Source organism: Methylomicrobium lacus (assembly GCF_041897535.1).
In the GTDB taxonomy this organism is placed as follows: domain Bacteria; phylum Pseudomonadota; class Gammaproteobacteria; order Methylococcales; family Methylomonadaceae; genus Methylomicrobium; species Methylomicrobium lacus_A.
The window spans coordinates 3532313-3558692 of the sequence record NZ_CP169217.1 but is presented as its reverse complement, the minus strand read 5'-3'; the positions used below and the strand labels follow the sequence as shown (position 1 = coordinate 3558692).

The 26380-nt window shown below is 55.2% G+C and carries 29 protein-coding genes; 14 read left to right on the top strand and 15 right to left on the bottom strand.

Annotated elements, in window-relative coordinates; genetic code table 11:
* Positions 1–93 precede the first annotated feature (93 nt).
* The 3 genes from ACEPPP_RS16010 to ACEPPP_RS16000 form a co-directional block, all read right to left on the bottom strand.
* Positions 94–303: a SlyX family protein gene (locus tag ACEPPP_RS16010; protein ID WP_374088364.1), complete on the bottom strand. Its 210-nt coding sequence runs from the start codon at positions 301–303 to the stop codon at positions 94–96.
* An 8-nt stretch (positions 304–311) separates the two neighbouring features.
* On the bottom strand, positions 312–1694 hold the full coding sequence (gene hemN, locus ACEPPP_RS16005; RefSeq protein WP_374088363.1) for an oxygen-independent coproporphyrinogen III oxidase: 1383 nt from the start codon (positions 1692–1694) through the stop codon (positions 312–314).
* Positions 1695–1827: 133 nt separating this feature from the next.
* On the bottom strand, positions 1828–3246 hold the full coding sequence (locus ACEPPP_RS16000; protein WP_374088362.1) for a diguanylate cyclase: 1419 nt from the start codon (positions 3244–3246) through the stop codon (positions 1828–1830).
* A 297-nt stretch (positions 3247–3543) separates the two neighbouring features.
* Here ACEPPP_RS16000 and ACEPPP_RS15995 point away from each other — a divergent pair, with 297 nt between their 5' ends.
* From ACEPPP_RS15995 to ACEPPP_RS15960, 8 genes are all read left to right on the top strand, one after another.
* Complete coding sequence (locus ACEPPP_RS15995; RefSeq protein ID WP_374088361.1) at positions 3544–5043, top strand: phenylacetate--CoA ligase family protein; 1500 nt, start codon at positions 3544–3546, stop codon at positions 5041–5043.
* Between the two features lie 130 nt (positions 5044–5173).
* Positions 5174–5746, top strand: coding sequence for a hypothetical protein (locus tag ACEPPP_RS15990; protein ID WP_374088360.1), 573 nt, complete (start codon positions 5174–5176; stop codon positions 5744–5746).
* 148 nt (positions 5747–5894) lie between these two features.
* Positions 5895–6110: a DUF2905 domain-containing protein gene (locus tag ACEPPP_RS15985; RefSeq protein ID WP_374088359.1), complete on the top strand. Its 216-nt coding sequence runs from the start codon at positions 5895–5897 to the stop codon at positions 6108–6110.
* Between the two features lie 192 nt (positions 6111–6302).
* Positions 6303–7022, top strand: coding sequence for a rhomboid family intramembrane serine protease (locus ACEPPP_RS15980; RefSeq protein WP_374088358.1), 720 nt, complete (start codon positions 6303–6305; stop codon positions 7020–7022).
* Positions 7023–7112: 90 nt separating this feature from the next.
* Positions 7113–7439 (top strand): hypothetical protein, encoded by a 327-nt coding sequence (locus ACEPPP_RS15975; RefSeq protein ID WP_024298260.1) that lies wholly within the window; start codon positions 7113–7115, stop codon positions 7437–7439.
* A 156-nt stretch (positions 7440–7595) separates the two neighbouring features.
* Positions 7596–8330, top strand: a complete 735-nt coding sequence (locus tag ACEPPP_RS15970; RefSeq protein WP_374088357.1) for a DUF5765 domain-containing protein — start codon at positions 7596–7598, stop codon at positions 8328–8330.
* A 95-nt stretch (positions 8331–8425) separates the two neighbouring features.
* Positions 8426–8767, top strand: coding sequence for a hypothetical protein (locus ACEPPP_RS15965; RefSeq protein ID WP_374088356.1), 342 nt, complete (start codon positions 8426–8428; stop codon positions 8765–8767).
* 120 nt (positions 8768–8887) lie between these two features.
* Complete coding sequence (locus tag ACEPPP_RS15960) at positions 8888–9778, top strand: carbon-nitrogen hydrolase (RefSeq protein ID WP_374088355.1); 891 nt, start codon at positions 8888–8890, stop codon at positions 9776–9778.
* An 87-nt stretch (positions 9779–9865) separates the two neighbouring features.
* Here ACEPPP_RS15960 and ACEPPP_RS15955 read toward each other — a convergent pair whose 3' ends face one another.
* Positions 9866–10429 carry a thioredoxin family protein gene (locus tag ACEPPP_RS15955; RefSeq protein WP_374088354.1) on the bottom strand — a complete coding sequence of 188 codons (564 nt, stop codon included), beginning with the start codon at positions 10427–10429 and terminating at the stop codon, positions 9866–9868.
* A 185-nt stretch (positions 10430–10614) separates the two neighbouring features.
* Here ACEPPP_RS15955 and ACEPPP_RS15950 point away from each other — a divergent pair, with 185 nt between their 5' ends.
* The 4 genes from ACEPPP_RS15950 (at position 10615) to ACEPPP_RS15935 (ending at position 15097) form a co-directional block, all read left to right on the top strand.
* The gene (locus tag ACEPPP_RS15950; RefSeq protein ID WP_374088353.1) at positions 10615–11793 is read left to right on the top strand and encodes an NnrS family protein; all 1179 of its coding nucleotides are present in this window, start codon (positions 10615–10617) and stop codon (positions 11791–11793) included.
* A gap of 7 nt (positions 11794–11800) precedes the next feature.
* Entirely contained in the window at positions 11801–12799 is a 999-nt protein-coding gene (gene pdxA, locus ACEPPP_RS15945; RefSeq protein WP_374088352.1) for a 4-hydroxythreonine-4-phosphate dehydrogenase PdxA, read from the top strand.
* 1 nt (position 12800) lies between these two features.
* Entirely contained in the window at positions 12801–13616 is an 816-nt protein-coding gene (gene rsmA / locus ACEPPP_RS15940) for a 16S rRNA (adenine(1518)-N(6)/adenine(1519)-N(6))-dimethyltransferase RsmA (RefSeq protein ID WP_374088351.1), read from the top strand.
* A 443-nt stretch (positions 13617–14059) separates the two neighbouring features.
* Complete coding sequence (locus ACEPPP_RS15935) at positions 14060–15097, top strand: hypothetical protein (protein ID WP_374088350.1); 1038 nt, start codon at positions 14060–14062, stop codon at positions 15095–15097.
* A gap of 122 nt (positions 15098–15219) precedes the next feature.
* Here ACEPPP_RS15935 and ACEPPP_RS15930 read toward each other — a convergent pair whose 3' ends face one another.
* From ACEPPP_RS15930 to ACEPPP_RS15915, 4 genes are read right to left on the bottom strand one after another with little or no spacing between them, the layout of a single operon-like run.
* Complete coding sequence (locus tag ACEPPP_RS15930) at positions 15220–16326, bottom strand: peptidylprolyl isomerase (RefSeq protein ID WP_374088349.1); 1107 nt, start codon at positions 16324–16326, stop codon at positions 15220–15222.
* Between the two features lie 3 nt (positions 16327–16329).
* Complete coding sequence (locus tag ACEPPP_RS15925) at positions 16330–16602, bottom strand: BolA family transcriptional regulator (RefSeq protein ID WP_024298270.1); 273 nt, start codon at positions 16600–16602, stop codon at positions 16330–16332.
* The gene (locus ACEPPP_RS15920) at positions 16599–16901 is read right to left on the bottom strand and encodes a YciI family protein (RefSeq protein WP_374088347.1); all 303 of its coding nucleotides are present in this window, start codon (positions 16899–16901) and stop codon (positions 16599–16601) included. The genes ACEPPP_RS15925 and ACEPPP_RS15920 overlap by 4 nt, the downstream gene beginning before the upstream one ends.
* Before the next feature lie 3 nt (positions 16902–16904).
* Entirely contained in the window at positions 16905–17441 is a 537-nt protein-coding gene (locus ACEPPP_RS15915) for a septation protein A (RefSeq protein ID WP_374088343.1), read from the bottom strand.
* 385 nt (positions 17442–17826) lie between these two features.
* Here ACEPPP_RS15915 and ACEPPP_RS15910 point away from each other — a divergent pair, with 385 nt between their 5' ends.
* Complete coding sequence (locus ACEPPP_RS15910) at positions 17827–18126, top strand: DUF1244 domain-containing protein (protein ID WP_374088341.1); 300 nt, start codon at positions 17827–17829, stop codon at positions 18124–18126.
* Between the two features lie 14 nt (positions 18127–18140).
* Here the strand turns inward: ACEPPP_RS15910 and haoB are convergent, their stop codons facing one another.
* From haoB to ACEPPP_RS15880, 6 genes are all read right to left on the bottom strand, one after another.
* Positions 18141–19157: a hydroxylamine oxidation protein HaoB gene (gene haoB, locus ACEPPP_RS15905; RefSeq protein WP_374088340.1), complete on the bottom strand. Its 1017-nt coding sequence runs from the start codon at positions 19155–19157 to the stop codon at positions 18141–18143.
* The gene (locus ACEPPP_RS15900) at positions 19157–20827 is read right to left on the bottom strand and encodes a multiheme c-type cytochrome (RefSeq protein WP_374088338.1); all 1671 of its coding nucleotides are present in this window, start codon (positions 20825–20827) and stop codon (positions 19157–19159) included. Before ACEPPP_RS15900 ends, haoB begins: the two co-directional genes overlap by 1 nt.
* A gap of 151 nt (positions 20828–20978) precedes the next feature.
* Positions 20979–21479, bottom strand: a complete 501-nt coding sequence (locus ACEPPP_RS15895) for a YcjF family protein (protein ID WP_374088336.1) — start codon at positions 21477–21479, stop codon at positions 20979–20981.
* Between the two features lie 125 nt (positions 21480–21604).
* Positions 21605–23104 (bottom strand): ExeA family protein, encoded by a 1500-nt coding sequence (locus ACEPPP_RS15890; protein ID WP_374088334.1) that lies wholly within the window; start codon positions 23102–23104, stop codon positions 21605–21607.
* A 27-nt stretch (positions 23105–23131) separates the two neighbouring features.
* Entirely contained in the window at positions 23132–23914 is a 783-nt protein-coding gene (locus tag ACEPPP_RS15885; RefSeq protein ID WP_374088332.1) for an OmpA family protein, read from the bottom strand.
* Positions 23915–24298: 384 nt separating this feature from the next.
* Entirely contained in the window at positions 24299–25255 is a 957-nt protein-coding gene (locus tag ACEPPP_RS15880) for a radical SAM protein (RefSeq protein ID WP_374088330.1), read from the bottom strand.
* A 192-nt stretch (positions 25256–25447) separates the two neighbouring features.
* On the opposite strand from ACEPPP_RS15880, the gene ACEPPP_RS15875 reads away from it, so the two are divergent.
* Positions 25448–25924, top strand: coding sequence for a hypothetical protein (locus ACEPPP_RS15875; RefSeq protein ID WP_374088329.1), 477 nt, complete (start codon positions 25448–25450; stop codon positions 25922–25924).
* Between the two features lie 141 nt (positions 25925–26065).
* Here the strand turns inward: ACEPPP_RS15875 and ACEPPP_RS15870 are convergent, their stop codons facing one another.
* A complete protein-coding gene (locus ACEPPP_RS15870; protein ID WP_374088327.1) occupies positions 26066–26362 on the bottom strand; it encodes a hypothetical protein in 297 nt (98 codons plus the stop codon).
* Between the last annotated feature and the right edge of the window lie 18 nt (positions 26363–26380).

Sequence of the window (26380 nt, the reverse complement as noted above, 5' to 3'; positions counted from 1 at the left end):
ATTGATAACAAGCGCCCCCAAAAAAGTCAAGCCGTAATAAACAATTAGCGTCGCAGCGAACCAAATCAAGGCTTGCCGGGACTTGGCCTGGCCTCAATAATGCGGAGGGATTTCATGCACCGTTTCGCCGGGGCTCCGGGCTTCGGTCAGCAGGTTTTGCATCTTGTCGTTCAGTTGGCGGTAGGCCGCTTCGAGCCGGTCGATTTGCTGCTGTTGCTGGCTGACGATCTGATTCAAGGCCTGGAGTAAGTCATCCTGATAGGCGACCTTGATTTCGAGTTCTATGATCCGTTCTTCGTTCATCGTTTGCTTCATATCACCTTGGAAAATTGCTGCTGCGTTTTTTGCGCCAGATAACGGTCGAACACCATGCAGATATTGCGGATCAGCAAGCGGCCTGCCGAGGACACGGTGATGCCGGCGGCCGACAGCATGAGCAAGCCGTCGGCCTGCATCGGCCGCAAGGCTTCGAGTTCGCGCGCGAAATAGCCGGCAAAATCGATCGCGAATTCCTTTTCGATCGCGGCGAAATTCAGGCCGAAATGACAGATCAGTTGCGTGATCACCGCACGGCGCAGTTTGTCGTCCTGATCGAGATCGACGCCCTTGAATACCGGCAATTTTTGATGGTGGATCAGCCGGTCGTAGGTTTCGAGGTCTTTCACGTTCTGAATGTAGGCATCCCCTACCCGGCCGATCGAGGTGATGCCGAGGCCGACCAGATCGCAATCCGAATGCGTCGAATAGCCCTGAAAATTCCGGTACAGCTTGCCTTCGCGCTGCGCGACCGCGAGTTCGTCGCCGGGTAGAGCGAAATGATCCATGCCGATATACACATAACCGGCCTCGGTCAGCCTGAGGCCGACCATTTGCAGGATCGCGAGCTTCACTTCCGGCGACGGCAGCTCGGCATCATTGATCTGGCGCTGGGTTTTGAAGCGCGCCGGCATGTGCGCGTAATTGAAAACCGACAGCCGGTCGGGCTCTGCGGCCAGAATCTTGTCCAACGTTTTGGCAAAGGTCGCGACCGTTTGCAGCGGCAGGCCGTAGATCAGGTCGATATTGGTCGAGCGGAAGCCTTCGGCGCGCGCGGCTTCCAGGACACCGAGCGTCTGCTCCTCGCTTTGCAGCCGGTTGACGGCCTTTTGCACATCAGGGTCGAAATCCTGTACGCCCAGACTGATCCGGTTGAAGCCGAGCTCCCGCAGCAGCCTGATCGTGCTGTCATGGGTTTCGCGCGGATCGACCTCGATCGAATATTCGCCGCCGTCGTCGTCCCGCAACTTGAAATGCGCGCGCGTGACATCCATCAGCCGCCGCATCTGCGCATCGCCCAAAAAAGTCGGCGTGCCGCCGCCCCAATGCAGTTGATTGACGACCCGGCTGTTATCGAACAGCGCGCCCTGCATCGCGATCTCCTTGCAGAGATTGTCCAGATACGGCGCCGCGTGCCCGCGATTCTTGGTCACGATCTTGTTGCAGGCGCAATAAAAGCAGACCGTATCGCAAAACGGCAGATGGAAATACAGCGACAGCGGCCCGCCCGCCTGATTCGACTTGGCGATGTGCCAGCGGTAATCAGTATCGCCGAAACCCTCGTGCAGTTCGAGCGCGGTCGGATAAGAGGTATAACGCGGCCCGGCCTTATCGTAACGGTTGATCAGGTCCAGGTCGAAGATGATTGATTGATCCATGAAAGAGAAGTCTGGTGGCGGTGGGCGAAAAATGCCGGCAATGAATGAACAACCCGAGAAGACGTGTGCCTATTGTAGACGCAGTCGTTACCGAACGTCCACGCTCAAAGCAAACGACTATCGAATACACTTATCAATTGGCCTTCACCCGATTGCGCCCGGAGGCTTTCGCAGCGTAGAGCGCGGCATCGACAATCTTCAGGAAATCTTCCAGAGACTGACTATCGCGGTACTCCGCCACACCGAGGCTGACGGTGATGCGTTGCGGTATGCCGAAATCAAACAGCTGAACCTTCAACCGTATCGTTTCCGCCAATCGCAACGCCCCTTCAAGGTCCGTTTCGGGGCACAGCAGCAAAAACTCCTCGCCGCCCCAGCGCCCAAGCAGATCATTTGTCCTGACCGTATAGCCAATCAATGTCGACAATTCTTTCAGCACCTGATCGCCGGCATGATGGCCGAAATTGTCATTGATCGCCTTGAAATGATCCACATCGAGCATGATCACCGAAAAATTGGAATGATAGCGCCGAGCCCTGGCGATTTCCTTGGCAAAGACATGATCCAGAAATCGCCGGTTCGCAATACCGGTCAGCGCGTCGGTATTCGATAACTGCTCAAGCTCCTTGTTCAAAGCCTGCAATTTGGTCCTGTAGCGACGGACGACACATTCCCGTACAATCAAAAGCACGACCAAAACGCCGAAACCCAAGACAACATAGCCGAGCAATCGGTGATCGCGCTTCTTTTCATAGGCGATGGCTATCCATCTGTTCAAAATCGTCAGTTTATCCGTCTCGGTCAGCGACGCGACCGCCTTTTCGAAGATGCGCAGTAACAGGGGCTGATCGTTTCTGACCGCAACCGACATCGTATAAAGCACATCGGTGACGCCGGCGACTTTGATGTTCAATATCCCATGTTTTTGGCTTTGATAGGCGATCGTCGCGACCGTATCAAGATAGCCAAACACCTTGCCGCTGGCGACCCATTCGAGGCCGCTACGGGCATCACTGGCTTCGAGAATTTGCATACTCGGATATTTTTTCTTCAGTAGATCGAGTGCGGCAAAACCTTTAACGGTGACGAAGGTCTTGTGCAGAATAGTCCGAAAATCGGCAATGAACGGCTGATCGTTGCGCGTGGCGATCACGATCGGATAGACATTGAACGGGCGCGTAAAAGCCAGATACGCCAGGCGCTGATCGGTCTTCGTCGCGCTGGACAGGATAGAGCATTTCCGCTGCTGCGCATAGTCCAGCGACTCCTGCCAATCCGCCGTTTTTACCAAACGAATTTCTTTGCCTATCCGTTCGGCAAAAATTTTCTGGAAATCGGCGTTGATGCCGATATAGTCGCCCTGGTCAGTCACAAAGTCATAAGGCATCCAATCAGGATCGACACAGACGCCGATATAGTCGATATGTTGCAAAAATTCGATTTCGCCGGCATCCAAGGGCAATGTGGAAACAGCGTTTTTCGGCACAAAGCGATCGGCCGCCCACCCGGGAAAGCACAACGCAAAAATCAAAATCAGAACCTTGATGCGCATTTTTGAATGCCGTGCCTTAAGTTTCAATTACGACAGACAACTCAGTATAGCCGATATTCTTTGCGCTTGCACCCGCAGCCCGAGGACTGGAATTCGTGGCGGCCTTGCGGGTCTATCGATACCAACGCACGCGTAACGGCCGTCCTTGACAAAAACCCAAGCCCCCTATTTGATATAGCCGCGCAATCCAGCAAGCGCCTGTGGCGCGACTGTCTAGGGCGCATGTTTTCCAGCCACCGGATGACACTTTGTCCGATAAAACCCTTTTCCCGCTGCCGCCGAATTTAGGAGAGCCTGATGCAGACCAACCGTCCCGCCGCCGTAATCGAACGGCTTTCGGCCTTTTTGAACACCCCGCTCGATACGCTCTTGCAGCAGCGACTGGCCACCGATCCCCGGCAACAGGCGCTGCATCTATTCAAAAAGACGGTCGCCAACGTGCCGGCTTACCGGCAATTTCTTCAGGACCAAGGCTCCGATCCGAACGGGGTCGCAGGTTTCGAAGACTTTGCAAAGCTGCCGCTCTCGGACAAGGCGAACTATATGCAGAAATATCCGTTGCCGTCGCGCTGCCAAGGCGGTCAGATCACCGCCTGCGACCGCCTGGCGGTCTCTTCGGGATCGACCGGAGTTTCGACTTTCTGGCCGCGCGCGATGACCGACGAACTGGACATCGCCCTGCGCTTCGAGCAGGTCTTCCGCCACAGTTTCCGCGCCGATCGGCGCGACACGCTGGCGGTCGTCTGCTTTCCGCTGGGCAACTGGGTCGGCGGCGTGTTCACGACCTCGTGCTGCTGGCACCTCGCGCAAAAGGGCTATCCGTTGACCGTGGCGACGCCGGGCAACAAACCGGATGAAATCCTGCGCGTCGTGCGCGAATTGGGGCCTCATTTCGAACAGACCGTGCTGCTCGGCTATCCGCCCTTCGTGAAGGACGTGATCGATGCCGGTGCCGCGCAGGGCATCGATTGGCGACTCTACAAAATCAAGTTCGTCTTTGCCGGCGAAGTGTTCAGCGAGGAATGGCGCAGCCTGATGCTGCAACGCGTCGGCTCGACGGCGCCCCGCTACGACTCCGCCTCGCTCTACGGCACCGCGGACGGCGGCGTATTGGGTAATGAGACGCCGCTCAGCATCGAGATCCGCCGCTTCCTGGCCGAGCATCCCGCCGTCGCCCGCGAACTGTTCGGCGAATCGCGCCTGCCGACCCTGATCCAATACGACCCTTGCAGCCGTTACTTCGAACTGATCGACGGCGCCACCCTCGCGGTCACCGGCGACAACGGCGTGCCGCTGATCCGCTATCACATCGCCGACCGCGGCGGATTGATCGGCCACGCCGACTTGCTCGCTTTCCTGAAAATGCGCGGGCTGCCTGCACTCGAAGACGAAGGCCTCCCCCTGCCCTTTGTCTGGGTATTCGGCCGCGCCGATTTCACCGTATCGTTCTACGGTGCGAACATCTATCCGGAAAACGTGGTCGTCGGCCTGGAGCAGGCCGAGTTGACACGCTGGGTCAGCGGCAAATTCGTGATGGAAGTCAAAAACGACCGCGACGGGGCCGAATTCCTGGCTGTCGCGGTCGAACTGCTGCCCGGGGCCGCGGCGGACACGGACAAAGAAGCCGCCATCGCCGCATCGATTCGCAGCCAATTGCTCCGGCTGAACAGCGAATTCGCGAACTATGTACCGCCAGCCAAGCAAATGCCTCGGATCGCATTACGGCCTTTCGGCGATCCGGATTATTTTCCTGTCGGCGTCAAGCACCGCTATACGCGGCGGAATGCGGCTGGATGACTCCATCCTCAGGGGCGTAATCATGACCCCAGCGAGGTTCACCCTGCACAATAAGCAAAGTAAAAGTTTGCATTCCTCTGCTTTGTCATTATAATATCGATTCGATACCTATAATGCTCGGAGGTCACTCATGCAATTTATCAAGACTATCACTCTGCTGGCCGCTGCAACCGGTTTGTGCCTGGCAAGCAGCGCGGCGATGTCCGAAACCGAAGGCTATCTGTCGATCTGGCGCTCTTCGGTCAAAGTCGCGGGAAAGGGTGACAATAAAACCCTGGCACTGGAAATCCAGACCGCGAAACCGATCCCGGTGGACGGCAAATCCGGCGCCTTCGGCTATGCGGCGTTGACCGACAATGCGAATAATCTGCTCGTCGTGGTCACTCACCTGCCGATCGACGACAGCTCGCACGAAAATCAGGAAAGCGGCTTCCACACCCATGTGCTCGATTTAAAACAGCCGACGGCCGCCTGCGCGGGCGCCAACTTCGAAGTCGATCTGGAAAACTCGGGTAAAAATGCCGCCTTCGACGCCGATTATCAATGGAAGGTGAACGGCAGCAAAATTTCGGTCGAAAACGTGCCGGTCAAGGATTTAGGCGATGCCGGCGTTGACACGATCGTTGCGTTTACCCTGAAACCGGTGCTGAATGCCCAGCAAAAACCGACCAACCTTTGCGTGACCGTGACCGATAAAGGTTAATTGTCGCCCCGACCGATGGCGGTATGAGCATCTGACTCAGGATTTCAGGTAAGATAACGCTTGTCCACGGCAAAAACAGCCAGCCGATGTCGCTGGCTGTTTTTTCGCGCCGCCGTTTTTACCGCCTGTCATTCTTGCGAGGGTCTTTATGCCGATCGGTAAATTGTTCACGCTTATCGGTATCGCGCTGACCGTGATCGGACTTGTCCTGACTTATCTGCCCGGCCTCTTCGCCTGGTTCGGCAAATTACCGGGCGACATTCGTATCGAAGACGGCAAAAAATTCATCTTCATTCCGATCACCTCGATGATCGTGATCAGCCTGCTGCTGACGCTGCTGGCCAATTTATTTTTCCGCAAATAACACCTTCCCCGCCGCCGGGAAAACCAGCGGACACTTCGACATCCATCCTTATACGCCCGACTTCGAGAACCTTGGCGCGCCATCGCTTTAACGATTGAATTCGCCATCTTGGCCGAACGGGAACTTTATCCTCTCATCAGCGGCCTTTTGCATTACTATATCAATTATCAGTAGCATTCACGGAGTTAACTCATGATTCCCATTCGAGATACCGCTCCCTGCCTTACCCGCCCCGTGGTCACCTGGGGACTTATCGTTGTCTGTTCAGGCATTTTTGTCTGGCTGCAGTTTTTGCCCTATGCGGTCAGCAATCCGCTGATTGCCCGTTTCGGCATGGTGCCGCTGCGTTATTCGGATCCGGCATGGGCGGAACGGGTGGGCTTGCCTTTCGACGCTTACCTGTCGTTTCTGACCAACCTGTTTTTGCACGGCAACTGGTTCCATTTGATCGTGAATATGTGGTTTTTATGGATCTTCGGCGATAACGTCGAGGATAGGATGGGACATTGGTCTTTTTTGGTCTTTTATTTGCTGTGCGGCCTGATCGCCACGGGCCTGCAATGGTATTTCGATCCGCGCCTGGAAATTCCGGTGGTCGGCGCCTCCGGTCCGATTGCCGGCGTCCTGGCGGCATACTTCTTTCTTTATCCGCTGGAGCGCGTCATTCTGTGGTTGCCTATCTTCTTGTTGCCGATCGTGGTCAGCGTCCCCGCCATCGCCTTTTTGGGCGTCTGGGTGATCATTCAATTGAATGAAGCGACGACGTCGCTCTTGTTCGAAGGCGGCGCGGCCAAGATGGCGTGGTGGGCGCATCTGGGCGGCTTTATTGCGGGCTTCCTGCTGTATCGGTTTTTCCTGAAGAAGCCGCAGGGCGGAATAAAAATGGATGATTCGAGCAGCTTTAAGATATAATTCCCGATTAAAAAAAGAAAGCGCGTCGATGCGCTGCGGATTCTTTTTTGACTAAAGCTTACTTAGTGGAATCAGGAAATTACGAGTCATATGAAAAAGATTAATGTCGCCTTGGTCAGGTTGCTCCAGTTCGTGGTGTTCGTCGTGTTCACCTTCGTGGTCATCACCTATTTCGGGGCGATGATTTTACTGCCTCTGGATGCGGTCACCCTGCTGATCAAGCTGTTCGGCCTCGTCGGCCTGCATGGCTTCATCGGCGCGGCAATCGCGATTCCGGCCGTCGCCTACCTGGGCTTGATCGTCTATCGGACGCCTGGCCTGTGCCCGATGATCATCGAAACCGGCGTCGATCTGGTCAAGATCGGCAAAGCCAAAGTCGAAGCGTTCAACGCGATCGCAAATTCGGTAAAAGCCTAGTTTTTCACCCCTTGCCCGGGGGAAAAGGCGTGACGGAGTTGTCCGCCACGCCTTTTTTATTGGGCGCATCAAAAAACATTACCACTTCAGGGGAATAAGATATTCTCCGCGCCGTTTGCTTTGCATTGTATCAACTCTTAATTGATGAGGATCGTTATGTGTTTTAGTGCAAATATGTCGTTGGGCCTGGGCATCATCGGCTTCGCCGCCTCGGGCGTCACGTTTATGGATAAAAGCGAAACCTTGCCGGTGCGCGCGGCCCGGGCCTTCGCGATCTTTCATTTTTCGTTGATGGAACTGATCCAGTATTTCGCCTACCCGGTCGCCGGCCAATGCGGCTACGGCACCAACCAATTGCTCAGCGAATTATCGACCTATCATATCGCCCTGCAATCCTTCGCGATCATGCCGGCCCTGGCGACCTATTCGACCGATCCCGGCGCCCTGAAACGCGCGACGATTGTCGGCGCGACCCTGAGCGGCTCGTTCATCCTGTTCAGCTTCCTGCCGAAGGAAATCCAGTTGTTCGACATCGAACCGAACTTCATCGGCAACATGATTTCCTGCCTCTACATGGGCACTTACCATGTCGCCTATGCGATTCAGAGCGCTTTGGGGCTTTTGGTGACCTGGGGCTCGTTGTTCGCGCTCGCGCTCAGCGCCTTCGTCTGGCCCAACAACTGGCGAATCGGCCTCTATCACGGCGTGATGGCGCTTTTCACCCTGTTCGTGCCGCAATGGCTGTTCGGCGTTTCGACCGGCGAAGCGGCCGCGATTTATTGCTTCTACTCGATACCGATCACCGGCAGCTTTGTGCCGGCCTTCAAAAAATATTTTACGCCGAGCCCTGCCGAAGCAGAGGCTGCCTTCGATCTGCGCGGCAGCGCCTGAGAATCGGATAGATCCCTGCACGAGGCAGGCGGGAAATCAGCCGCCTGCCTCGGCAAGAACGCGACCTTCCCTTCGATTTGTTTGAGGAAATCCTGATGAACGACACACGCTGGAATCTGGAAAAACCGGCCATGATCATCGCCCTCTGCGTGATCGGTCTGATCAATGCGATACAGATGATCAATCTGGTATTTTCGCCGATGTCCAAACAGGTCGGCGCGATCTACCCGGCCTATTTTGCGTTTTCGGTGGCGTTGAGCCTGGTCTGCATCGCCGGCTTGTGGCTGCTCAGGCGCTGGGCGGCATTCGCCTATACCGTCTTGCTGATCTGCAATCAGCTCGTGCTGATGAAGATGGGTTACTGGGAGATCACCGCCGCGATCATTCCGGGCGCGATCATCCTGTTGCTGTTCAAGCATCTGGACAGCTTGCGCTAAGGAAGCGCTCATTTTCTATAGGGGACGGAACCCCGGTCCTGCCCCGACTATCTCCTGCACACCTGTCAGACAAACCGTTATAAAATAAGCGGATTGAGTCAACCTTTTTTGAATCGTTTTATGAAATCGCCGATCATCGTTAGCGCCGTACAACAGCCCTGCCACCTCGACAGGCAAAGCAACCTCGACTTTTCGATCGAGAAAATCCATGAAGCCGCGGCCGCCAAGGCCGACCTGGTGGTGCTGCCCGAACTGCACCTGGGGCCTTATTTCTGCCAAAACGAAGATTACCATAACTTCGACCTGGCCCAGCCGATTCCGGGCCCGACCACCGAGGTTTTGTCCGCCGCCGCGAAAAAACTGAAAATCGTGATCGTTTCGACGATCTTCGAAGAAAGAGCGCCGGGCCTGTACCACAATACCGCGGTCGTCTTCGACAAGGACGGCAGGATCGCCGGCAAATACCGCAAAATGCATATTCCGGACGATCCGGGCTTTTACGAAAAATATTATTTCACGCCCGGCGACCTCGGCTTCACCCCGATCGAGACCTCGATCGGCAAGCTCGGCGTGCAGGTCTGCTGGGATCAATGGTATCCGGAAGGCGCTCGGCTGATGGCATTGGCCGGCGCGGACCTGTTGATCTATCCGACCGCGATCGGCTGGGACCCGAATGACACCGACGAAGAACACCAGCGCCAGCTGAACGCCTGGATCACGATCCAGCGCGCGCATGCGGTCGCGAACGGCATCCCGGTGATTGCCTGCAACCGGATCGGCTTCGAGCAGGCGCCCGATCAGGAAGCCGGCGTCGGCATCAACTTCTGGGGCAACAGTTTCATTGCCGGGCCGCAGGGCGACATCCTGGACAGCGCGGATGCGAGCGAAGTCAAGGTCCTGACCACGACGCTGGACCCGGCGCGCAGCGCGCGCGTCCGGCAGATCTGGCCCTTCCTGCGCGACCGCCGGATCGATGCATTCGGCGACATCACCCGGCGTTTTATCGATTAAGGTGTTTTTCTCCTGTGGGGTGCGTATCGCGCACCTTAGGCCTAAACAAACCGTTGCCTCCAAGGTGCGCGATGCGCACCCTACGCCTCAATCCGCCTTCCATTTGATATTGCAGCCCATGCTCGGAATCTGCTGCGGATCGATCGTCCGGCCCGCGAGCAGATTGTCGAGCGCGGCGCGCAGATCCGCCCCTGTCAGCGGCACGTCATTTTTCGGCGTGGAGCCGTCGAGGCGTCCTCGGTACACGCAGGCCAGCGCCGCATCGAACAGATAAATATCGGGCGTGCAGGCGGCCTGATAGGCCCTGGCGGTGTCCTGGCTTTCGTCGTACAGATAAGCCGCGAAAGGCCTTCCCCACGCGTCCATCAGCGCCTTCATCTTATCGGGCGCATCGTCGGGATAATTCTTTACGTCGTTCGCGCTGATCGCGATCGTCGCGATGCCCTTGTCCTTGTATTCCTTGGCGATTGCGATCAACTGGCCCTTCACATGCAGCACATAGGGACAGTGATTGCAGATGAACATCACGATGGTGCCCTTGTCGCCTTTCAGATCCTGCAAACCGAAAGTCCTGCCGGTCACCGTATCGGGCAATAAAAAGTCCGGCGCGATCGCGCCGAGCGGGATCATTTGGGATAATGTTTCCGCCATGGTCGAGTCTCCTTTAGATAGAGTTTGAAGTTCCCTCGATTATAAATCGATCCTGATAACGGATAAACCTTTGCTTGCGTTCACGGTTTGACCGTCGATGGGCAAAGCATAAGACCCTTTCACGGATAATTGCGTATAATAGCCGGGTTTATGGAGCCGAACCGGATCGGATGGAGCACTTTTCTATGACCTCACCCAAACTTTTCGATTACCCGCTTTTCGCCTTAGGATTCAGAGCGTTCTTCGTACTGGCTGGCCTTTCGGCACTGCTGCTGATCGTGCTGTGGAATGCGATCTATAACGGCAAGCTGAGCGCGGCCAACTATTTCGGCAGTGTCAACTGGCATGCGCATGAGATGCTGCTCGGCTATTCGGCCGCGGTAATCGCCGGTTTTCTGCTGACCGCAGTCAAAAACTGGACCTCCTCCCGATTGACGCCGACCGGCGACCAATTGGCGACCCTGTGCCTGATCTGGCTGTACGGACGCATTGCGCCGTTTTATGCGGGGCTCTTGCCCGATGCGGTGATCGCGGCGATCGATTTTGCCTTTTTACCCGCGCTGGCCTATCAGATCGCCAAGCCTATCCTGGCAACCCGGCAATACGTCAATCTGATCTTTGTCGGCATCTTGCTGTTATTGACCGCTGCGAACGGCCTGATCCACGCCGGCATACTCACATCGGCCCCGCATCTGACCTGGCTGGGCCTGCAATTGGCGGTCGCGACGATCGTGCTGCTGATCCTGGTGATCGCGGGGCGGGTGTTTCCGTTTTTTACCGAGCGCGGCTTGCCGGGCATCCGGGTCAACAGCCAGCCGCTGTATGAATACGGCGCGATCGGCAGCGCGGTGCTGGTTTACGGCCTGTTGCTGGCCGGGGTTTCGGGAACAGTGTTGGCGCTCGCCTCTAGCCTTGCGGTGCTGTTCAATTTCGCGCGCGTCTGGGGGTGGTATGTGCAGCGCGTCTGGTATGTGCCGTTGCTGTGGGTCTTGTATGCGGGTTACGGCTGGATCATCTTGGGCTTTGGCCTGACCGCGCTTTCGGCGTATGGAAAGGTGTTGCCTTCCCTGCCCCTGCATGCCTTCACGGTCGGCGGCATCGGCGTCTTAACCCTGGGCATGATGGCGCGGGTCTCCCTCGGTCACACCGGCCGGGCGCTGCGCGTTTCGAATGCGATGGCGATCGGCTTCATCCTGTTGAACGTCGCGGCTCTGATCCGGGTATTGCTGCCGCTTGCCTTGCCCGACTGGTACGGCACGCTGGTTTATGTATCGATGCTGTTCTGGCTGGCCGCATTTGCGCTGTTCTTCTATGTTTATTCTCCGATCCTGACGGCGCCGCGTGTCGACGGACAGGCGGGTTAAACGGACGATGGCGCTTACGACCGCTTTGGCGCGGATTGCCCTGACGCCCGGCGAACCGGCCGGTATCGGCCCCGATCTTTGCATTCAGCTCGCGCAACAGGATTTGCCTTGCGACGTGGTCGTGGTCGGCTGCGAAGCCTTACTGGCCGAGCGCGCGGAACGCTTGGGCCTCCCTATCCGGCTGAAGCGCTTTGACGGTGCGTCGAATCCCGCGCCGCACCGGCGCGGGGAATTGTCGGTCCTGCCGGTCGATCTGATCGAGCCTGTACAGTGCGGACGCCTGAATCCGGCCAACAGCCCTTATGTGCTCAAAACGCTGAACAAAGCGGTCAAAGGCTGCATCGACGGCCTGTTCGACGCGATGGTGACCGGTCCCGTGCACAAAGGCGTGATCAACGATGCCGGCCAGGCGTTTACCGGCCATACCGAATACATTGCCGGCATCACCGGCGGCAACCCGGTGATGATGCTGGCGACGCCCGGCCTCAGGGTCGCCTTGGTCACCACCCATTTGCCGCTGGCCGATGTCAGCCGGGCGATCACGCACAGCCGCCTGCGCCAGGTCATCTGCGTGCTCGAACACGATTTACGCTGCCGTTTCGGCATCGAAAGGCCGAAGATCCTGGTCTGCGGACTCAATCCGCATGCCGGCGAAAACGGCTACCTGGGCCGCGAGGAGATCGACGTGATCACACCTGTGCTCGACAACCTGCGCCGACAAGGCATGAACCTGCACGGCCCGATGCCTGCGGATACCTTGTTTACGCCCAAATATCTGCTTGACGCGGACGCGGTGCTGGCGATGTATCATGACCAGGGCTTGCCGGTGCTGAAACACATGGGCTTCGGTCAGGCGGTCAACGTCACCCTGGGGCTGCCGATCATCCGCACCTCGGTCGATCACGGCACCGCTCTGGACTTGGCCGGCACCGGCAAGGCCGAGACCGGAAGCCTCTTCTATGCACTGCAAACCGCCGCGCAAATGGCGATGGGAAGAGAGAAATAAGATGGCGCATATTGCACGCAAACGTTTCGGGCAGAATTTTCTGCATGACCAGTCGGTTATCCGCCAGATCATCGCCTGCATCGGCGCCCGGCCCGGCCAGCATTGGGTCGAGATCGGCCCCGGCCAGGGCGCATTGACCGGGCCGCTGCTGCAAGCCGGCGTGCGTCTCGATGTGGTCGAACTGGACCGCGATCTGGTGGCCTTATTGAAGCAAAAATTTGCCGGCCGAGAGAATTTCAGCATTCACAGCGCCGATGCATTGAAGTTCGACTTTTCGGCACTGGCAAAGGAAGGCGAACGGCTGCACATCGTCGGCAATCTGCCTTATAACATCTCGACGCCGCTGATGTTTCATCTGCTGAGCAGCGCGCCTTGCATCGAAGACATGCATTTCATGCTGCAAAAGGAAGTCGTCGAAAGATTGTGCGCGGAGCCCGGCAATAAACAGTACGGCCGGCTCAGCGTGATGATGCAATATGACTGCGAGGCGGAACATCTATTCGACGTGCCGCCGGAAAGCTTCGAACCGGCGCCGAAGGTGATGTCGTCTATCGTTCGGCTTACGCCGCACCGCCAACGGACGGTTCAGGTCCATAGCCGGGAAAATTTGAATCGCGTCGTCACGCATGCCTTCTCGCAACGCCGGAAAACCTTGCGCAACTCATTGAGAGACCTGATTTCCGATGACGAGATGAATGCATTGGCTATCGACCCGAAACTCAGGGCGGAAAATCTGACGCTGGAAGACTTTGCGAAACTGAGCAATCTGCTGGACATTGAGCCGCAAACCGAGCCCCCGGAAGGGGGCGAAAAATGATGCGACAAAATGCCACATTCCCATCTTGACAAATCTGATTAGAATATTAACTAACTCCTGAGATGCAAGATTCCCGACGGGAATCCGGAGTTAGTTATCCTTCTCTGATGCGGTCTAATCCACCGCATTTTTTTTGCCCGCCGTTTTTTGTCTTCCGCTTTCGCCTGACCTCCTCCTCTAATTTTATTGCTCCGCCGCGGGGACAATCGCCGTCAAAATTTGTCTTACTCTTGTGTTTTCAGCATCCCCGGCTAAAAACGCGATGGGCTAAGCATGAAAAATAATTTATTAGAAAATCGTTGGAGTTTCTGATAAATTTCAAGCATTAAACCCAGCCACTTGATTCAAGCTGCAAAAACTTTCGCCTAACTTAATTATCGAGGGCTGCCGGCAAGAATTGCCGTGTTTGATGATGATTTTTTAAATAACAAGTAGGAGGATTTATGGCTATTTTAGATTCGATCGCTATAGAAATTCAGGCAACGGTTGCCGGCGTGCTGATCCTGCTGATCATCACCTTATTCGAAATCATCAATTTGCAGCGTGCAAGGAAACTGCATCGAAAGGAATTGCATGCCCTCGCAAACGGCGAGATTCCGGCGCAGAAACACCGCCTGATCCCGCTGTTCAGCTTGAGTTTACAGTTTGTTTTCGGCTTCGTCGCCTTCGCCCTTTTCGTTTGGTGGATGATGTATCTGATCATCCTCGAAAAGCTAGGCCTGGCCGTGGTCGCCGGCGTCTCCGCATTTATCGGCGTGATAACGCCTTTCATCGTCTGGAGCGCCTGCCGCAAATCTGGCCAGGAAACGGCTGCTGCCATCCAAAGCGCCGGGCAACGCCGTCAACAAGCCGCGCACCAGGAAAGGATTCCCGAAACGTCGACTGTGCAAACCGTCGCCGCCAGCGTTGTAGAAGCATCCGTAGCCGTCCCGGCCGAAATCGCGACCGCGGTGATCGATCCGCCTCCGGTTGCCGAGCCTCGGCCGGTAGCGGAACCGGTGCCGAAAGTCAAAGCGGAAACCCGGCCTACGACTTCCCCTAAGCCTGGCCCTGCGCATGATCTGCCCCAGGACTCGATGCTGCGCCGTCATTTCATCACCCACGTGGCCGCAGCAGCCAAGCCTTCAGAGCCGCCCCTCCCGACTGGCTCTAAGCCTTATGCGCCGACCCGTCCAAGCGACTCGATGCTGGCCCGCCATTATGATGCGACGCTGGCGATGCGGACGACTGTGGATACCGCCCGGCCGATTGCAACACCTGCTGCACCTGCTGCACCTGTTGCGCTTGCAGCCGTAAAGTCATGCCGCAGCCAATGCTCTGATCATGTCAAGCTGCCCGAAGACTCGCTGCTCAGACGGCATTTCTTGGCGACATTTCCGATGAACATTGAAGCGCAATTGTCATTGCCCGAGCGCCCGACCGATTCGATGCTGGGCCGGCATTTTGATGCCTTCAAAGAAGCTTTGCTGGCTACGGACTGAATAAAACCCTGGAGAGGTTGATACGAAGATCAGGATGGACGGAAGGCATAGTTTCCGTCCGTAGATTTGAAGGACGGGGCGAATGCCCCGTCCCAAATGCGGTCAGGATCGAATCATCCTGATTATTTCTTTTCAGCAGCCGGGGCAGATGCTTCCGGCTTGGCTTCTACCTTTGCTGCAGGTTCGGCGGCCGGTTTCGCCGCTTCTGCTGGCGCCGCAGGTTCCGCAGCAGGAGCCGGAGCGACCTCGGTTACCGGTGCTTTTTCTTCCGCTGGTGCTGGCGCAGCCGGTGCCACTTCTTTGGCGGCAGCGCCTTCGGCAGCCGGTTTTTGTTCCGCACCCGCAGCAGCCGGCGCTTCGGCTTTCGGTTTCTCTTCGGTCAGCGGCACCAGAATCTCGACCTTTGCCTGCTGACGCATCGTTTCGATCATTTTTTGGAATTTTTGACGTTGCAGGTAAGGCGTCAATTGATCCTTGACCGCTTCCAGCGGAGGAGGCGTTTGCTTGCGGGAATCTTCACGCAGAATCACATGCCAGCCGAATTGGGTTTGCACCGGCGCGGCGGTGTATTTGCCTTTTTCGAGCTTGGCGACCGCATCGGAGAAAGGCTTGACCATTTGATCGGAGACAAACCAGCCCAGATCGCCGCCGTTTTGTGAATCCTTCGCGTCGATCGAATGCTTGTTGGCCAGCTTCGCGAAGTCGCCGCCCTTGTCGAGTTCGGCGATGATCTTTTTGGCTTCATCTTCGGTCTTGACCAGGATATGACGCGCCTTGTATTCGGTGCCGGCTTCGGCAGCGACCTTGCTGTCGTACTCGGCCTTCACTTCCGCATCGGTGACCGGATTGGTCTTGAAGAAGTTTTTCAGTTCGGTCTGGGTCAGGATAGATTTTTTGGCGTCTTCCAGTTGTTCCAGATATTCAGGCGACTTGTCCAATTGTTTTTGCAGCGCATCCTGAACCAGCAATTCGCGTTGAATCAATTCTTCGACCAGCTTTTCCTTGGGAAAATTTGCGCCATGCGCGCGCGCGGCGATTTCTTTTTCCAGGGCTTCCAGTTGCGCCTTGCTGATGTATTTGCCGTTGACCGAAGCGACCGCGTCTTCTTTTTTGACAATGCTTTCGATCGGCGCCGCGGAAGAAGGGGCCCCGGTATCACCGGATTGTTGTTCACAACCGGCAACCAGGCCGGCGCCTGCGACGAGCAGAGGGATGATTTTTTTATTCATCGTTTAATTTCCTTTGGTTTCTTCTGAGGGGGTAAGAGCATTGATGCCGAGGGCATGAATTTGTTGCTTCATCAGATCGCCGAGCGCCTGATAAATCATCTGGTGTCTTTGCACCATCGACTTGCCTTCAAACTGCGGCGATACAATCGTGACATGATAATGGCCGCCGCCTCGGTTGCCGGCGTGTCCGGCATGAGCGGCGCTGTTGTCGATAATTTCGAGTGTTTGCGGAGCGAGGGCTTCGGTGAGTAATTGCTTGATCAGTTGCGCTGTCATTGAGGAAAGACCTTTTTAAACGGTTTGACGATAACCTTGGCGTAAACGCCGGCTTCGATATAAGGATCGCTGTCGGCCCATTGCCGCGCGGCCTCGAGGCTCGTAAATTCGGCAACGACCAGGCTGCCGCTAAAGCCGGCGTCGCCCGGATTTTCGCTGTCGATCGCGGGATGCGGACCGGCCAACACCAGCCGTCCCGCGTCCTGAAGTTCCTGCAGCCGTTGGAGATGTTTCGGGCGGACGGCCAACCTTTTGGCCAGACTATTTTCTACATCTTCACTGATGATCGCGTATAACACGGATTATTCCTCGCCTTCCGGCAGATGCTTATAAATCAACGCGACTTGCCCGAGCAGGAAAACGACCATCAGCCCCGGCACCACGAAAGTTTTGAACATGACCCAATCGTCGGTGCTGTAGTGATACATCACATAGACATTGATGAAGCCGACGCCGAGGAAGAAAAGCGCCCACAGCGTGTTCAGGCGCCGCCAGATCGCATCGGGCAGAGTCAGATTGGCCGACAGCATCCGTTCGATCACCGTTTTTTTACCGACAAACTGACTGCCCAGGAAGACCACGCCGAACAGCCATTCGATGATCGATAATTTCCATTTGATGAACTGTTCGTTTTGCAGAATGATCGTGGCTCCGCCCATCACTAGGATTAAGCCTAAGGTTATCAACTGCATCGTGCTGACCTTGCGGGTCTTATACCAACTGATGGCAACCTGCAAAATGGTCGCGACAATCACGACGCCGGTGGCGACATAAATATCGTAAAACTTATAGGCGATAAAAAATAAAACGATCGGAAAAAATTCGAGTATCGGATTCATGCGTCTGGTGCGATGGAGGGCGCCGTGTTTTCGTTAGTGTTGGATTTAAACTCTGATAATGCGGACATGACCAGAAAGAGCCCGAGCAAAGATAATGGGGATGGCGACGGCTGAATTCAAGGCCGCCTTTTCCGCTGTCATGAAACGGCCCCATTTGCCTTCAACTTTCGCTGTTTTCGTCGCATCCGCTGCCGGAGAAAAAGGTTAATACAGCTGGGATCGCCGTGGCCGCCTTTCGCGGTTGGGGCAGGAACCTGCAAGTTCCGAGGTCGTGGACTGTCCGTCCATCAGGAATGGGTTGATATTATAATGGCCGCGCGGTCAAATGTACATCATTCGACTTTTGGATTCTGATAAAATGGTTTTGAATTACAGGAGAATAGACATGGATAAACAAACACAGACAGAAATCGAAGCAGCGGCCTTTAGACGGCTGATTGCACATTTTCAACAGCATACCGAGGTGCAGAATATCGATTTGATGCTGCTGGCCGATTTTTGCCGCAACTGCCTCGCCAAATGGTATGCGGCGGCCGCACAGGAACGCGGCGAAGCGGTCGATTATGAACAAGCCCGGACGATCGTCTATGGCATGCCTTATCAAGAATGGCGTGATAAATATCAGCAGGAGGCAACGCCCGAGCAATTGGCGGCGTTCGAGCAGAAGCAGAAACAAAAAACCTGAGCTTCTGACCCTCGCTATTCTCCACGGTTGCAAGCGTTAACGCATTGGCGGTGATCGACTTTATAAATGGACAGAAACCCGCCCCAATGACTCTGGTACACCAGGCTGACGCCCGCAGGCATTTGCTTTAGCGAATCGACAAAAGGCAGGAGCCGCACCAGCAGCGCGTTTTTCGCTTTCGCATCGGGCGTGGACCAGACGCGGTAATAATTGCCCTCTTTCTGCGCCAGATAATTGCCGTCGCCGGTTTCTTGAGCCCAGCGCTTGACCTGGGCGATATCCCCATGCAAGTCACTGCCCGCCGGGATATTTTTGGAATCGAGCGCCAAGGGCGCGCCGCCGTAGGCGGAAAGCTCGGCCAGATGCAACAGCAGGTCATTATTCACCAGCAGATAGACGGGCCGAGAGGCGCCGAAATGCGCGGCAATCTCGGCCAGGGCTGTGTCGCCGTCCATGGTCAGCCAGCGCGCCATTTGCTCCAAGCGCGCGCCCTCCTCGGCCGATGCCGCGGGCAGATTGTCCTTCAACGCCTTCCATACCGGATTGACGAAGGTCTGCCTAGCCGGCCTCTGCAGCCAGGGCTCCTTGCCGCTCAGGTAACGGATGCGCTGGCCATCGTCCCACCAGCTCAGGAACAGGGCGTCTTCCGGCGCCTTGCGGGCGATGACATCGGCGGCGGACTGCCAAACCTCATGACGCAAGCCGGTCGGAGTCGAAGCAATCTCCCGCATGTCCTTCGGAAACAGCACCGCGCCCTGAGTCTTGCCTTCATTATCCAGATAGCGAGCCAGCAGCAGATCGAATAGATCCTTGCCATCCTGGCTGAAGGTATAGCGTTCGACCGACTGCGCAGGGAAACGGCCCTGCGCACCGGCCGGCGCTTCCGGCGCATGGCGGACGTTGAGTTGTTCACCGCCGTCCGCCGGCATCGCAGGCGAAGATGCCCATTGCCGGTATAGCATCGTGCCGCCCGTTGCGAGCAGCACGATACTCAACAACCCAAGCAGTCCCTTCCGTGTTTTTTCAGACATCACGGTGATTTTTCGCCCGGTTCTGTGGCTTCTGCTTTTTTGAATCGAAAAGGGCCAAACACCTTATAGGCGACGCCGAGTCCCAACGCGATCAATAACAGGCCGGTGAAACTCAGGCCGCTGCCGCCTGCTTCGCTCTTTGCCGTTGATGCCGGAGCGACGGCCGCCTTGCTGCCGGCCGCTGACTGACCGGCCTTCTCGCGCAGACGGGTGTCTTCATCCATGATTTCGGCATAGTCCTTCATCAGATTCGACCAACCTTCGGTGTAGGTGAAGCCGCCCGGATTGGTATGGAACATGCCCTTATAGTGCTTGATCAAATCATGCTCCCACATGTCGGCATGGATACGCTCGACGCGGCTGGGGTTGTTGCCTTTCGCCCAGAACAATTGGAAGAAGCCGCCCGGCGCGTCCTTTTCCGGCGCCGGCGGATTGGGGCGATTGGTTTTCTGGCCGACCAGGAGGCCGTCGTCATAAAGCTGAGTGACGACTTTCTTGGCTTCCTGCTCCACGGCCAGGGCTTGCACGGTGCCCTTGTCGGCCGCATCGAGATAAGCCTTCGCGAAACTGGCCGAATGGCACAGGCTACAGGTGTCGACCCAGGCCTGTTTGCGGTCCTCGAACCAGGAATGGCCGAGATTGTCGGCGATGGCCGGCGTCGGGTTGAAGGCCCAGCGCACTTTGCGCACCAGATTGTGGGAATAGCCGCCCTGGTATTCGAAGTGGCAGACCTGACAGGTCGGCGCCGTATAGCCGCCCTTGGCGAGCGCGTCTTTCAGCGGGACTTCGAAATTCCACTTGGCTTTGCCCTGCGTTTGGTACACGGTGCCGTGCTTGGACATCATGAAGTTTTCAAACTCGTTGTGGTCCGCGCCGTTGTGACAGGTGGAGCAGGCTTCCGGCTGCCGGGCCTCGGCGGCGGAGAAGCTGTGGCGGGTATGGCAGCCGTCGCACTTGTTTTGCTGGTAATGGCACATGTCGCAGCCTTGCGCGACTTCCCGTTCCGGCATGGCCGCCCAGATGGTGTTTTCGACGTTCGCTTCCCAGTCGACCGCATGCGAAGGATGGCCCTTACCCCATTGCTTCTGCGGCCACTCCTGGCTTTTTTCCGACTCGGCTTCGGCGAACTCATCCAAATGACAGGTGCCGCAGGCGGCGCGGTCCGGCATCACCAGATTTTCGGCGTGATTGATTTTTTCTTTACCGACACCGCCGTGGCAATCGATACAGCCGACCTGATCGAGCGGCTGGCCTGCTTTCAGGAGCCCCTGTTTGACCAAATTGGCTTCCACTTCGGCCAGCTTTTGCTTCTTGTAGGCGCGCACATCGCTGTCGGGCAGGTTACGAATCGCGGAGAGGTTACTGTGTGCGCTGTTTTTCCAGGCATGGAATGCGCCCGGGGTGGAGGCTTCATGGCAAGTGGCGCAGGCATCGCGGCCGAATTCGCCCTGAACCGTTTTGGGCGGCTTGTAGAAATTCTTAGGATTCCAGTATTTCTGGATAGGAATCGGTTCCCAATAAGCGGCGTGCGATCCCTTGCCGGGATGCCCGTCATAATAACTTTTCTTGAGCTGTTCAAAATCGGGTTTGTCGGTGCCGGCAACCCCGATGCCGCTGAACCCCATCAGGCTGAATAACAACATCAGCAAAGCAAGCATCTTATCTCTCATAATGCACCCCTGTGTCCGACCTGGATTATTATATCGAATCGAAACTAAAGTCTAGCGCAATACGCGCCAGAATCAAACAACTATTACAAAAGGGAGCCGAAGGCTTTCAGAAGTAAAGGGGCATGATTAACGCCGATGGTCCCGCTTCCTATCAGTAAGGACGTTTCTTGTCCTGTCGTCTTTGCCGGACCGGAAGATCCGATACGCTCGACACCGCGGCATCCTGCAACCAGGCGCCGCTCTCGAAATGCTGAATAAAAAGTTTACCGATGGAGTAAGTAACCCCGGCCGCAACGACCGGCCGGATAACAGGATGGCCGATTGCCGCCAAACCGGGTAGGATTTTTCTGATGCTGCTTCCCAGATAAACGCTGATCCACTCGGAATGCGCGCCGCCGAGAACCGAGGCAACAATGGCTTTGTTCTTTTGCCGTGTCATGCTGGTGCCGTAAAGCCCGCAGAGATCGTAAAGCATCTTGCCTAATAGCCCGCCCACGGCGGCTTGATATAACAAAGGCGTCGGAATCAGCCCCATGCCGCCCGATAACCATGTATGGCGGTTGACGATTTTGAGCGCCCGCCGTCTTAACTGTTGTTGTTCGATCTTTCTCGATCGCGAGCGGGATAGGCGGATTCGATCATCATTAACCATGACACAGCCCTCTGGAATGTTATTATCGAATATACCCGCCGCATCTGGAATGACAAGCCTTTACTTTTACCATCGTTTGCCTATAAAAAGCCAAGGAATACAAAGTTAAAACGTCGAGTTCACGCTCACATGCTTTCGGTATAAAACAAAAGACTCGCTGCCAACAATAAAAGGGAGCCCAAAAGCAGCAATATCGTAAACAACCATGAGGATTTATCCTGATGTGTAGGCGCCGATTGGACTTTGCCAACAGGCGGGCTTTCCATTCGTCTTGTATCGGACTCGACCGTGTCGGCGTTATCCTTTAAGGACGATGCTTGCAGCGCAACATTTTGCTGCGCTTCCTCCCCGCGACGATTCACCAGCCGCAGAAAAACTTCGCCGCCTAAGCCTATTTCATCGGCTGCCTGTCTCACGCTATCCAGATCAACGATCGTTTTATTGGCTTCATAGCTAATACGAAGCGCCCTGTCGCAAAACGTATTGATTAAGCGAGGCGTGCCGCGAGCCGCATAGATGACGGTTTCAAGGGCATCGTCAGTAAAAATGCTCGACTGGCTCCCCGCGACTTTCAATCGATGCAGGATATATTCATACGTTTGCAAAGGAGTCATTTGGCCAATCGATTCCAACCAGGCAATGCGCTGTTTGAACGACTCCAGATTCGGCCTGTTCAATTTAACAAGGAAGTCATCCTGCCCAACCAGGAGTATTTGAATAAGCTTGAAACTGCCTTGTTCCAGATTATTCAAAAGCCGGACACACTCCAGCACATCGTCGGATATTTTATGCACCTCGTCTATAATCAACAGGCAGCGATTGCCCTCATTGAGAAGCTTGAGCAAAGACTCCTTAATATCCTTTAAAACAAAAACTCTGCCGGGCAATTGAGGGCTGATATGCAATTCCTGGGTCAGAAAAAGCAGCAATTCTTCACTGGTCTCGGGTGGCTCGCCTAGCCAAATGATTCTGGTTTGTTCGGGAACGGATACTATGAGTTTTTGACTCAAAGTGGTTTTCCCTGCGCCGATTGGCCCCGCCACCACCATCAAGCCTTTGCCCGCCGACAAACTATCGATCATGCGGCTGAGCACACGGCTATAATCGCCCTGGTTGAAAAAACATGCCGGATCAGCAACGTTTTCAAACGGCATGTTTTGTAATGCAAAATGATTGGTATACATACTACCTTGTTCCAGATTGTTCAAAAGCCGTACACATTCCAGCACATCCTCGGAAATTTTATGCGCTTCCTCCATAATGACCAGGCAACGATTGCCCTCGTTATGGAGTTTTAACACATACTCCTTAATATCTCTTAAAACAAAAGTCCTGTCGGGCGATTCGGGGCTGATATGCAATTCCTGTGTCAGAAAAAGCAAAAGTTTGTCACTGCTAGCCGGCGGCACCGCTAACCAGATTATCCTGGTATTCTCGGAAACAGACGCCATGAGTTTCTCAGTAAAGGCGGCTTTTTCCGAACCACTCGGCCCCGCCACTATCATTATACTTCTTCCCGCCCATTGGCTTTCCATCATTCGACCAAGCAAATACCGATAATAGTCTAGGTCGAAAAAATATGCTGGATCAGGAAGATTTTCAAAGGGTAAGCTTTCTAAAGACAAATAATTTCCAGGCAAAGTGCAATTTAACTATTTCTGTCGAGGAGGCGAGAGTTTTATCTCCACCCGGCGATTCTTCGAGCGCCCCGCTTTTGTACGGTTGGATGCCAGCGGAACGGCATCACCAAGCCCCTTAAAAGTGATTCTGTCGCCGGCGACCCCTTTTTTCTTCAGTAGTTGGGCAATGGACTGTGCCCGCAGCATCGAGACGATTTTATTCCACTTTGAGGCTTGCATGGGGGTGAAGCCATCCGGTATCGATTTATCCGCATGTCCTTCAATGATGACTTTATCCAAAGGCTGCGCTTGAATCAGAGGGATAATTTTATCGATTGCTTCTTGTGCGCTGGCTTGGGGTATCGCCACGCCTGGAGAAAACGAGCCATCACCCAGAACGAGCAGCGTCATCGGCCTGCGTTGAGAAGAAGGTTTTTCCTCTGCCGCGATTGAATTGACTGACTCTGGCGGTTTTTCATCGCGTGGCGGGATAGGTGCCTCCGGAGCGGCTTGTAGTGATGGCATAGTGCGCGAATCCTCCCGGCTTGCATCAATTACATTATCGTTTTGCTCAACCTTGCCTTCAACCTGCGTGATGGATGGCTCCCCCTTGCTAGTGGCCTCGTAACTCTGCGTTTGTTCCTGCGCCGGCTTTTCGATAGGCTGCTCGAGTGATTCAGGCGATGCGTAGGCCTCCGTATTGCTTACTTCTCGCGGAGTCGATTCTCTCCGCAAAGGGCTTAATAAGGCTGAAATAAAAATCAATAGGGAGGCCCCATACAACGTAAATGAGATCACGGTAATCGCTCTGCGCATTGCAATGCTCCAAATTGTTGTTCCCGTAGAATCCACTTCGACCAGCGTAAATCACCTTTAATCCTACCATAAGTTTTTATGCAAATTTCATTAATTTCTTTACGCGATAGGGTTCTGGCATCACTCAGGATTTGCGATTTTCCTGCTACTGTCGTGCCGGATTGGCCGGTATCTCTATAGAGAAAGAGCTAGACTTTAGTCTTTGGCTTGTGAAGAGGTGAGTCTGCGGCAATTCCATATCATCAATACCTTGGTTGTTAGAGTAGAATTGGGCGAAAGAGGTTTCAATCCGTATCCAATATCTGTTAGGCTGGCTAATCTTGCCGAGAGTTAAGGCACGCAGCCCAGCAATCGCGAAGACTGGACTTCCTTCGTTCGTCCATTCTATACGCCGGACAGACGATTCAGGCCGAGTCGCCGGGCAATAGCCAGCGCTTCCTGATACTCTGCCGCGTTAACAGGCCGGGACAGCTCCGGGATGCCGCCTGCCCGGTAGCAGGGATAGTACTGGTCCATCAGATTCAGATAAGTGTTCGTGGAAATCTCGCGGGCGATGAACTCCAGCACCTTTTCGGTCCCGGCCAGTCCATTCGGTAGAACCAGGTGCCGTACCAACAAACCCCGATAGGCCAGGCCATTCTCATCCCATTGCAGATCGCCGACCTGGCGGTGCATTTCCTTGACCGCCACATGATTGACCTCCCAATAATCGCGCACATGGGAATAGCGGTGGGCTAGCGCAGAATCGCCGTATTTCATGTCCGGCATATAGATATCGATGATGCCATCCAATAAGGCGAGTGCCTCGGGACTGTCATAGCCGCCGGTGTTGTAGACCAGAGGCCGCCTGAGCCCGTGACGGGCCGCGATCAGAGTCGCTTCGAGAATCTGCGCCACCACATGACTCGGACTGACGAAATTGATGTTGTGGCAACCTTGGACCTGCAAATCCAGCATCATCGCCGCGATTTCCTCGGCGGTCGCTTCGCGCCCTGCCCGCTTCTGGCTGATCTCCCAGTTCTGGCAAAACTCGCAGCGCAGATTGCAGCCGCTGAAGAAAATCGTGCCCGAGCCGTTCCAGCCGCGCAGCACGTCTTCTTCGCCGTGATGGGAGCCGTAGCTATAAACGACGGCGCGCGCGCCGATCCGACATACCGCGCCCTGCACGGTTCGGAGACGATCAACGCGGCAATAGCGCGCGCAGAGGTCGCAGTCTTGCAGGTGCTGCCGGGCAATACGGGCGCGCTGTTCCAGTTCGCCGCTTTCAAGCAACGTCAGATAAGCGGCCTGAAAGCCAGCATGGGCTTTTTGAGTGGGATTCGTCGCTGGGTTACTCAACATAAAGCACTCCTCTCATGCTTGGCGTCAATGGGTCTGAACTCGCCATTGCGATACGCTTTCTAATATGATGTAGCGAAACGAGATGAGTTTCGGTTTGACTGTCATTCCATGCAAAATCACTGCAGCTGCCTCTGGGAAACAAAGCATCCAAAAAAGACGCAATTGGCAGAACTCTGGTTTTTTTGAATAAAAATGCGGGGGAATCCCATGAAAATACTCTCACTTTTTATCGCCATTGCCGTCGTGCCAGGCATCGTGAACGCCCTGTCTATCGAGCATGAAAACGCGAAAAGGCGTCAGCCAGAGCATTACAGCTACAATCAGAAAACTGATTCAGAGATACAAAGCGATATGTATTACCAACGCGCCGAGCAAGAGCGCTTAGAACAGCAGCAGCGCGAGCAGCAACGGAAAGAACGGCAGCGGCTAGATCAACAGCGGCGACAGTTGCAAATGGAAAATCAGCGTAAGCCAAGGCCTAATTACGACGACTATCAGGACTATGACTCGCAGAGGCAAAGCATGGAGCAACAACGCAGCATGCGGCAGCGGATGGATCGGCAACGGCTAGAGCAGCGGCAGCTTGAGCTGCAAATACAAAATCAGCGGATTCAAAACGAGATGGAGCAAGAACGCCAGCAGCAGATTATTCGGGAGTTTTATCACTAGATAACGAGGTCACTCGTGCCGGCAATCTCTATTAGCTTGCATCCTGGCGCAATTGAAGCACAAAACATCAATACGGCAGCGCGCCCCGCTTCGCTCCCAATCTGCACCTAGACGATATTCGCTTGATCATCTCCCGTGCCGTCATGCCGCAAATATTTTGGCGTGATGCCAAAGTGGCAAGCTCTGAACTTCATCAAAATAGCCGTTTATGTCGGCTTGCAAAAGCTGATTGATGAGCCTGTCGCCAACCAGATCAAGAAATATCGGCAGGGTAACAACAAGCTTTGTGAAATTGGCTTTCTTGTTTTGATCGTGTCGTTTCAAGAAGCCGAGAATGACGACCGACAGCAGCGGCGGCGCAGCAGACGATTTGATTTGAACGGTAGGGATAATGGGCGGCGTGATGGTCAACTTATCTACTGGTTCGGATAAAACCAATTGACCGACTTCTGAACC

Coding starts and splice junctions, on each gene's coding strand:
- ACEPPP_RS16010 (WP_374088364.1), bottom strand. CDS start 303: ATGAACGAAGAACGGATCATAGAACTCGAAATCAAGGTCGCCTATCAG.
- hemN (WP_374088363.1), bottom strand. CDS start 1,694: ATGGATCAATCAATCATCTTCGACCTGGACCTGATCAACCGTTACGAT.
- ACEPPP_RS16000 (WP_374088362.1), bottom strand. CDS start 3,246: ATGCGCATCAAGGTTCTGATTTTGATTTTTGCGTTGTGCTTTCCCGGG.
- ACEPPP_RS15995 (WP_374088361.1), top strand. CDS start 3,544: ATGCAGACCAACCGTCCCGCCGCCGTAATCGAACGGCTTTCGGCCTTT.
- ACEPPP_RS15990 (WP_374088360.1), top strand. CDS start 5,174: ATGCAATTTATCAAGACTATCACTCTGCTGGCCGCTGCAACCGGTTTG.
- ACEPPP_RS15985 (WP_374088359.1), top strand. CDS start 5,895: ATGCCGATCGGTAAATTGTTCACGCTTATCGGTATCGCGCTGACCGTG.
- ACEPPP_RS15980 (WP_374088358.1), top strand. CDS start 6,303: ATGATTCCCATTCGAGATACCGCTCCCTGCCTTACCCGCCCCGTGGTC.
- ACEPPP_RS15975 (WP_024298260.1), top strand. CDS start 7,113: ATGAAAAAGATTAATGTCGCCTTGGTCAGGTTGCTCCAGTTCGTGGTG.
- ACEPPP_RS15970 (WP_374088357.1), top strand. CDS start 7,596: ATGTGTTTTAGTGCAAATATGTCGTTGGGCCTGGGCATCATCGGCTTC.
- ACEPPP_RS15965 (WP_374088356.1), top strand. CDS start 8,426: ATGAACGACACACGCTGGAATCTGGAAAAACCGGCCATGATCATCGCC.
- ACEPPP_RS15960 (WP_374088355.1), top strand. CDS start 8,888: ATGAAATCGCCGATCATCGTTAGCGCCGTACAACAGCCCTGCCACCTC.
- ACEPPP_RS15955 (WP_374088354.1), bottom strand. CDS start 10,429: ATGGCGGAAACATTATCCCAAATGATCCCGCTCGGCGCGATCGCGCCG.
- ACEPPP_RS15950 (WP_374088353.1), top strand. CDS start 10,615: ATGACCTCACCCAAACTTTTCGATTACCCGCTTTTCGCCTTAGGATTC.
- pdxA (WP_374088352.1), top strand. CDS start 11,801: ATGGCGCTTACGACCGCTTTGGCGCGGATTGCCCTGACGCCCGGCGAA.
- rsmA (WP_374088351.1), top strand. CDS start 12,801: ATGGCGCATATTGCACGCAAACGTTTCGGGCAGAATTTTCTGCATGAC.
- ACEPPP_RS15935 (WP_374088350.1), top strand. CDS start 14,060: ATGGCTATTTTAGATTCGATCGCTATAGAAATTCAGGCAACGGTTGCC.
- ACEPPP_RS15930 (WP_374088349.1), bottom strand. CDS start 16,326: ATGAATAAAAAAATCATCCCTCTGCTCGTCGCAGGCGCCGGCCTGGTT.
- ACEPPP_RS15925 (WP_024298270.1), bottom strand. CDS start 16,602: ATGACAGCGCAACTGATCAAGCAATTACTCACCGAAGCCCTCGCTCCG.
- ACEPPP_RS15915 (WP_374088343.1), bottom strand. CDS start 17,441: ATGAATCCGATACTCGAATTTTTTCCGATCGTTTTATTTTTTATCGCC.
- ACEPPP_RS15910 (WP_374088341.1), top strand. CDS start 17,827: ATGGATAAACAAACACAGACAGAAATCGAAGCAGCGGCCTTTAGACGG.
- haoB (WP_374088340.1), bottom strand. CDS start 19,157: ATGTCTGAAAAAACACGGAAGGGACTGCTTGGGTTGTTGAGTATCGTG.
- ACEPPP_RS15900 (WP_374088338.1), bottom strand. CDS start 20,827: ATGAGAGATAAGATGCTTGCTTTGCTGATGTTGTTATTCAGCCTGATG.
- ACEPPP_RS15895 (WP_374088336.1), bottom strand. CDS start 21,479: ATGGTTAATGATGATCGAATCCGCCTATCCCGCTCGCGATCGAGAAAG.
- ACEPPP_RS15885 (WP_374088332.1), bottom strand. CDS start 23,914: ATGCGCAGAGCGATTACCGTGATCTCATTTACGTTGTATGGGGCCTCC.
- ACEPPP_RS15880 (WP_374088330.1), bottom strand. CDS start 25,255: ATGTTGAGTAACCCAGCGACGAATCCCACTCAAAAAGCCCATGCTGGC.
- ACEPPP_RS15875 (WP_374088329.1), top strand. CDS start 25,448: ATGCGGGGGAATCCCATGAAAATACTCTCACTTTTTATCGCCATTGCC.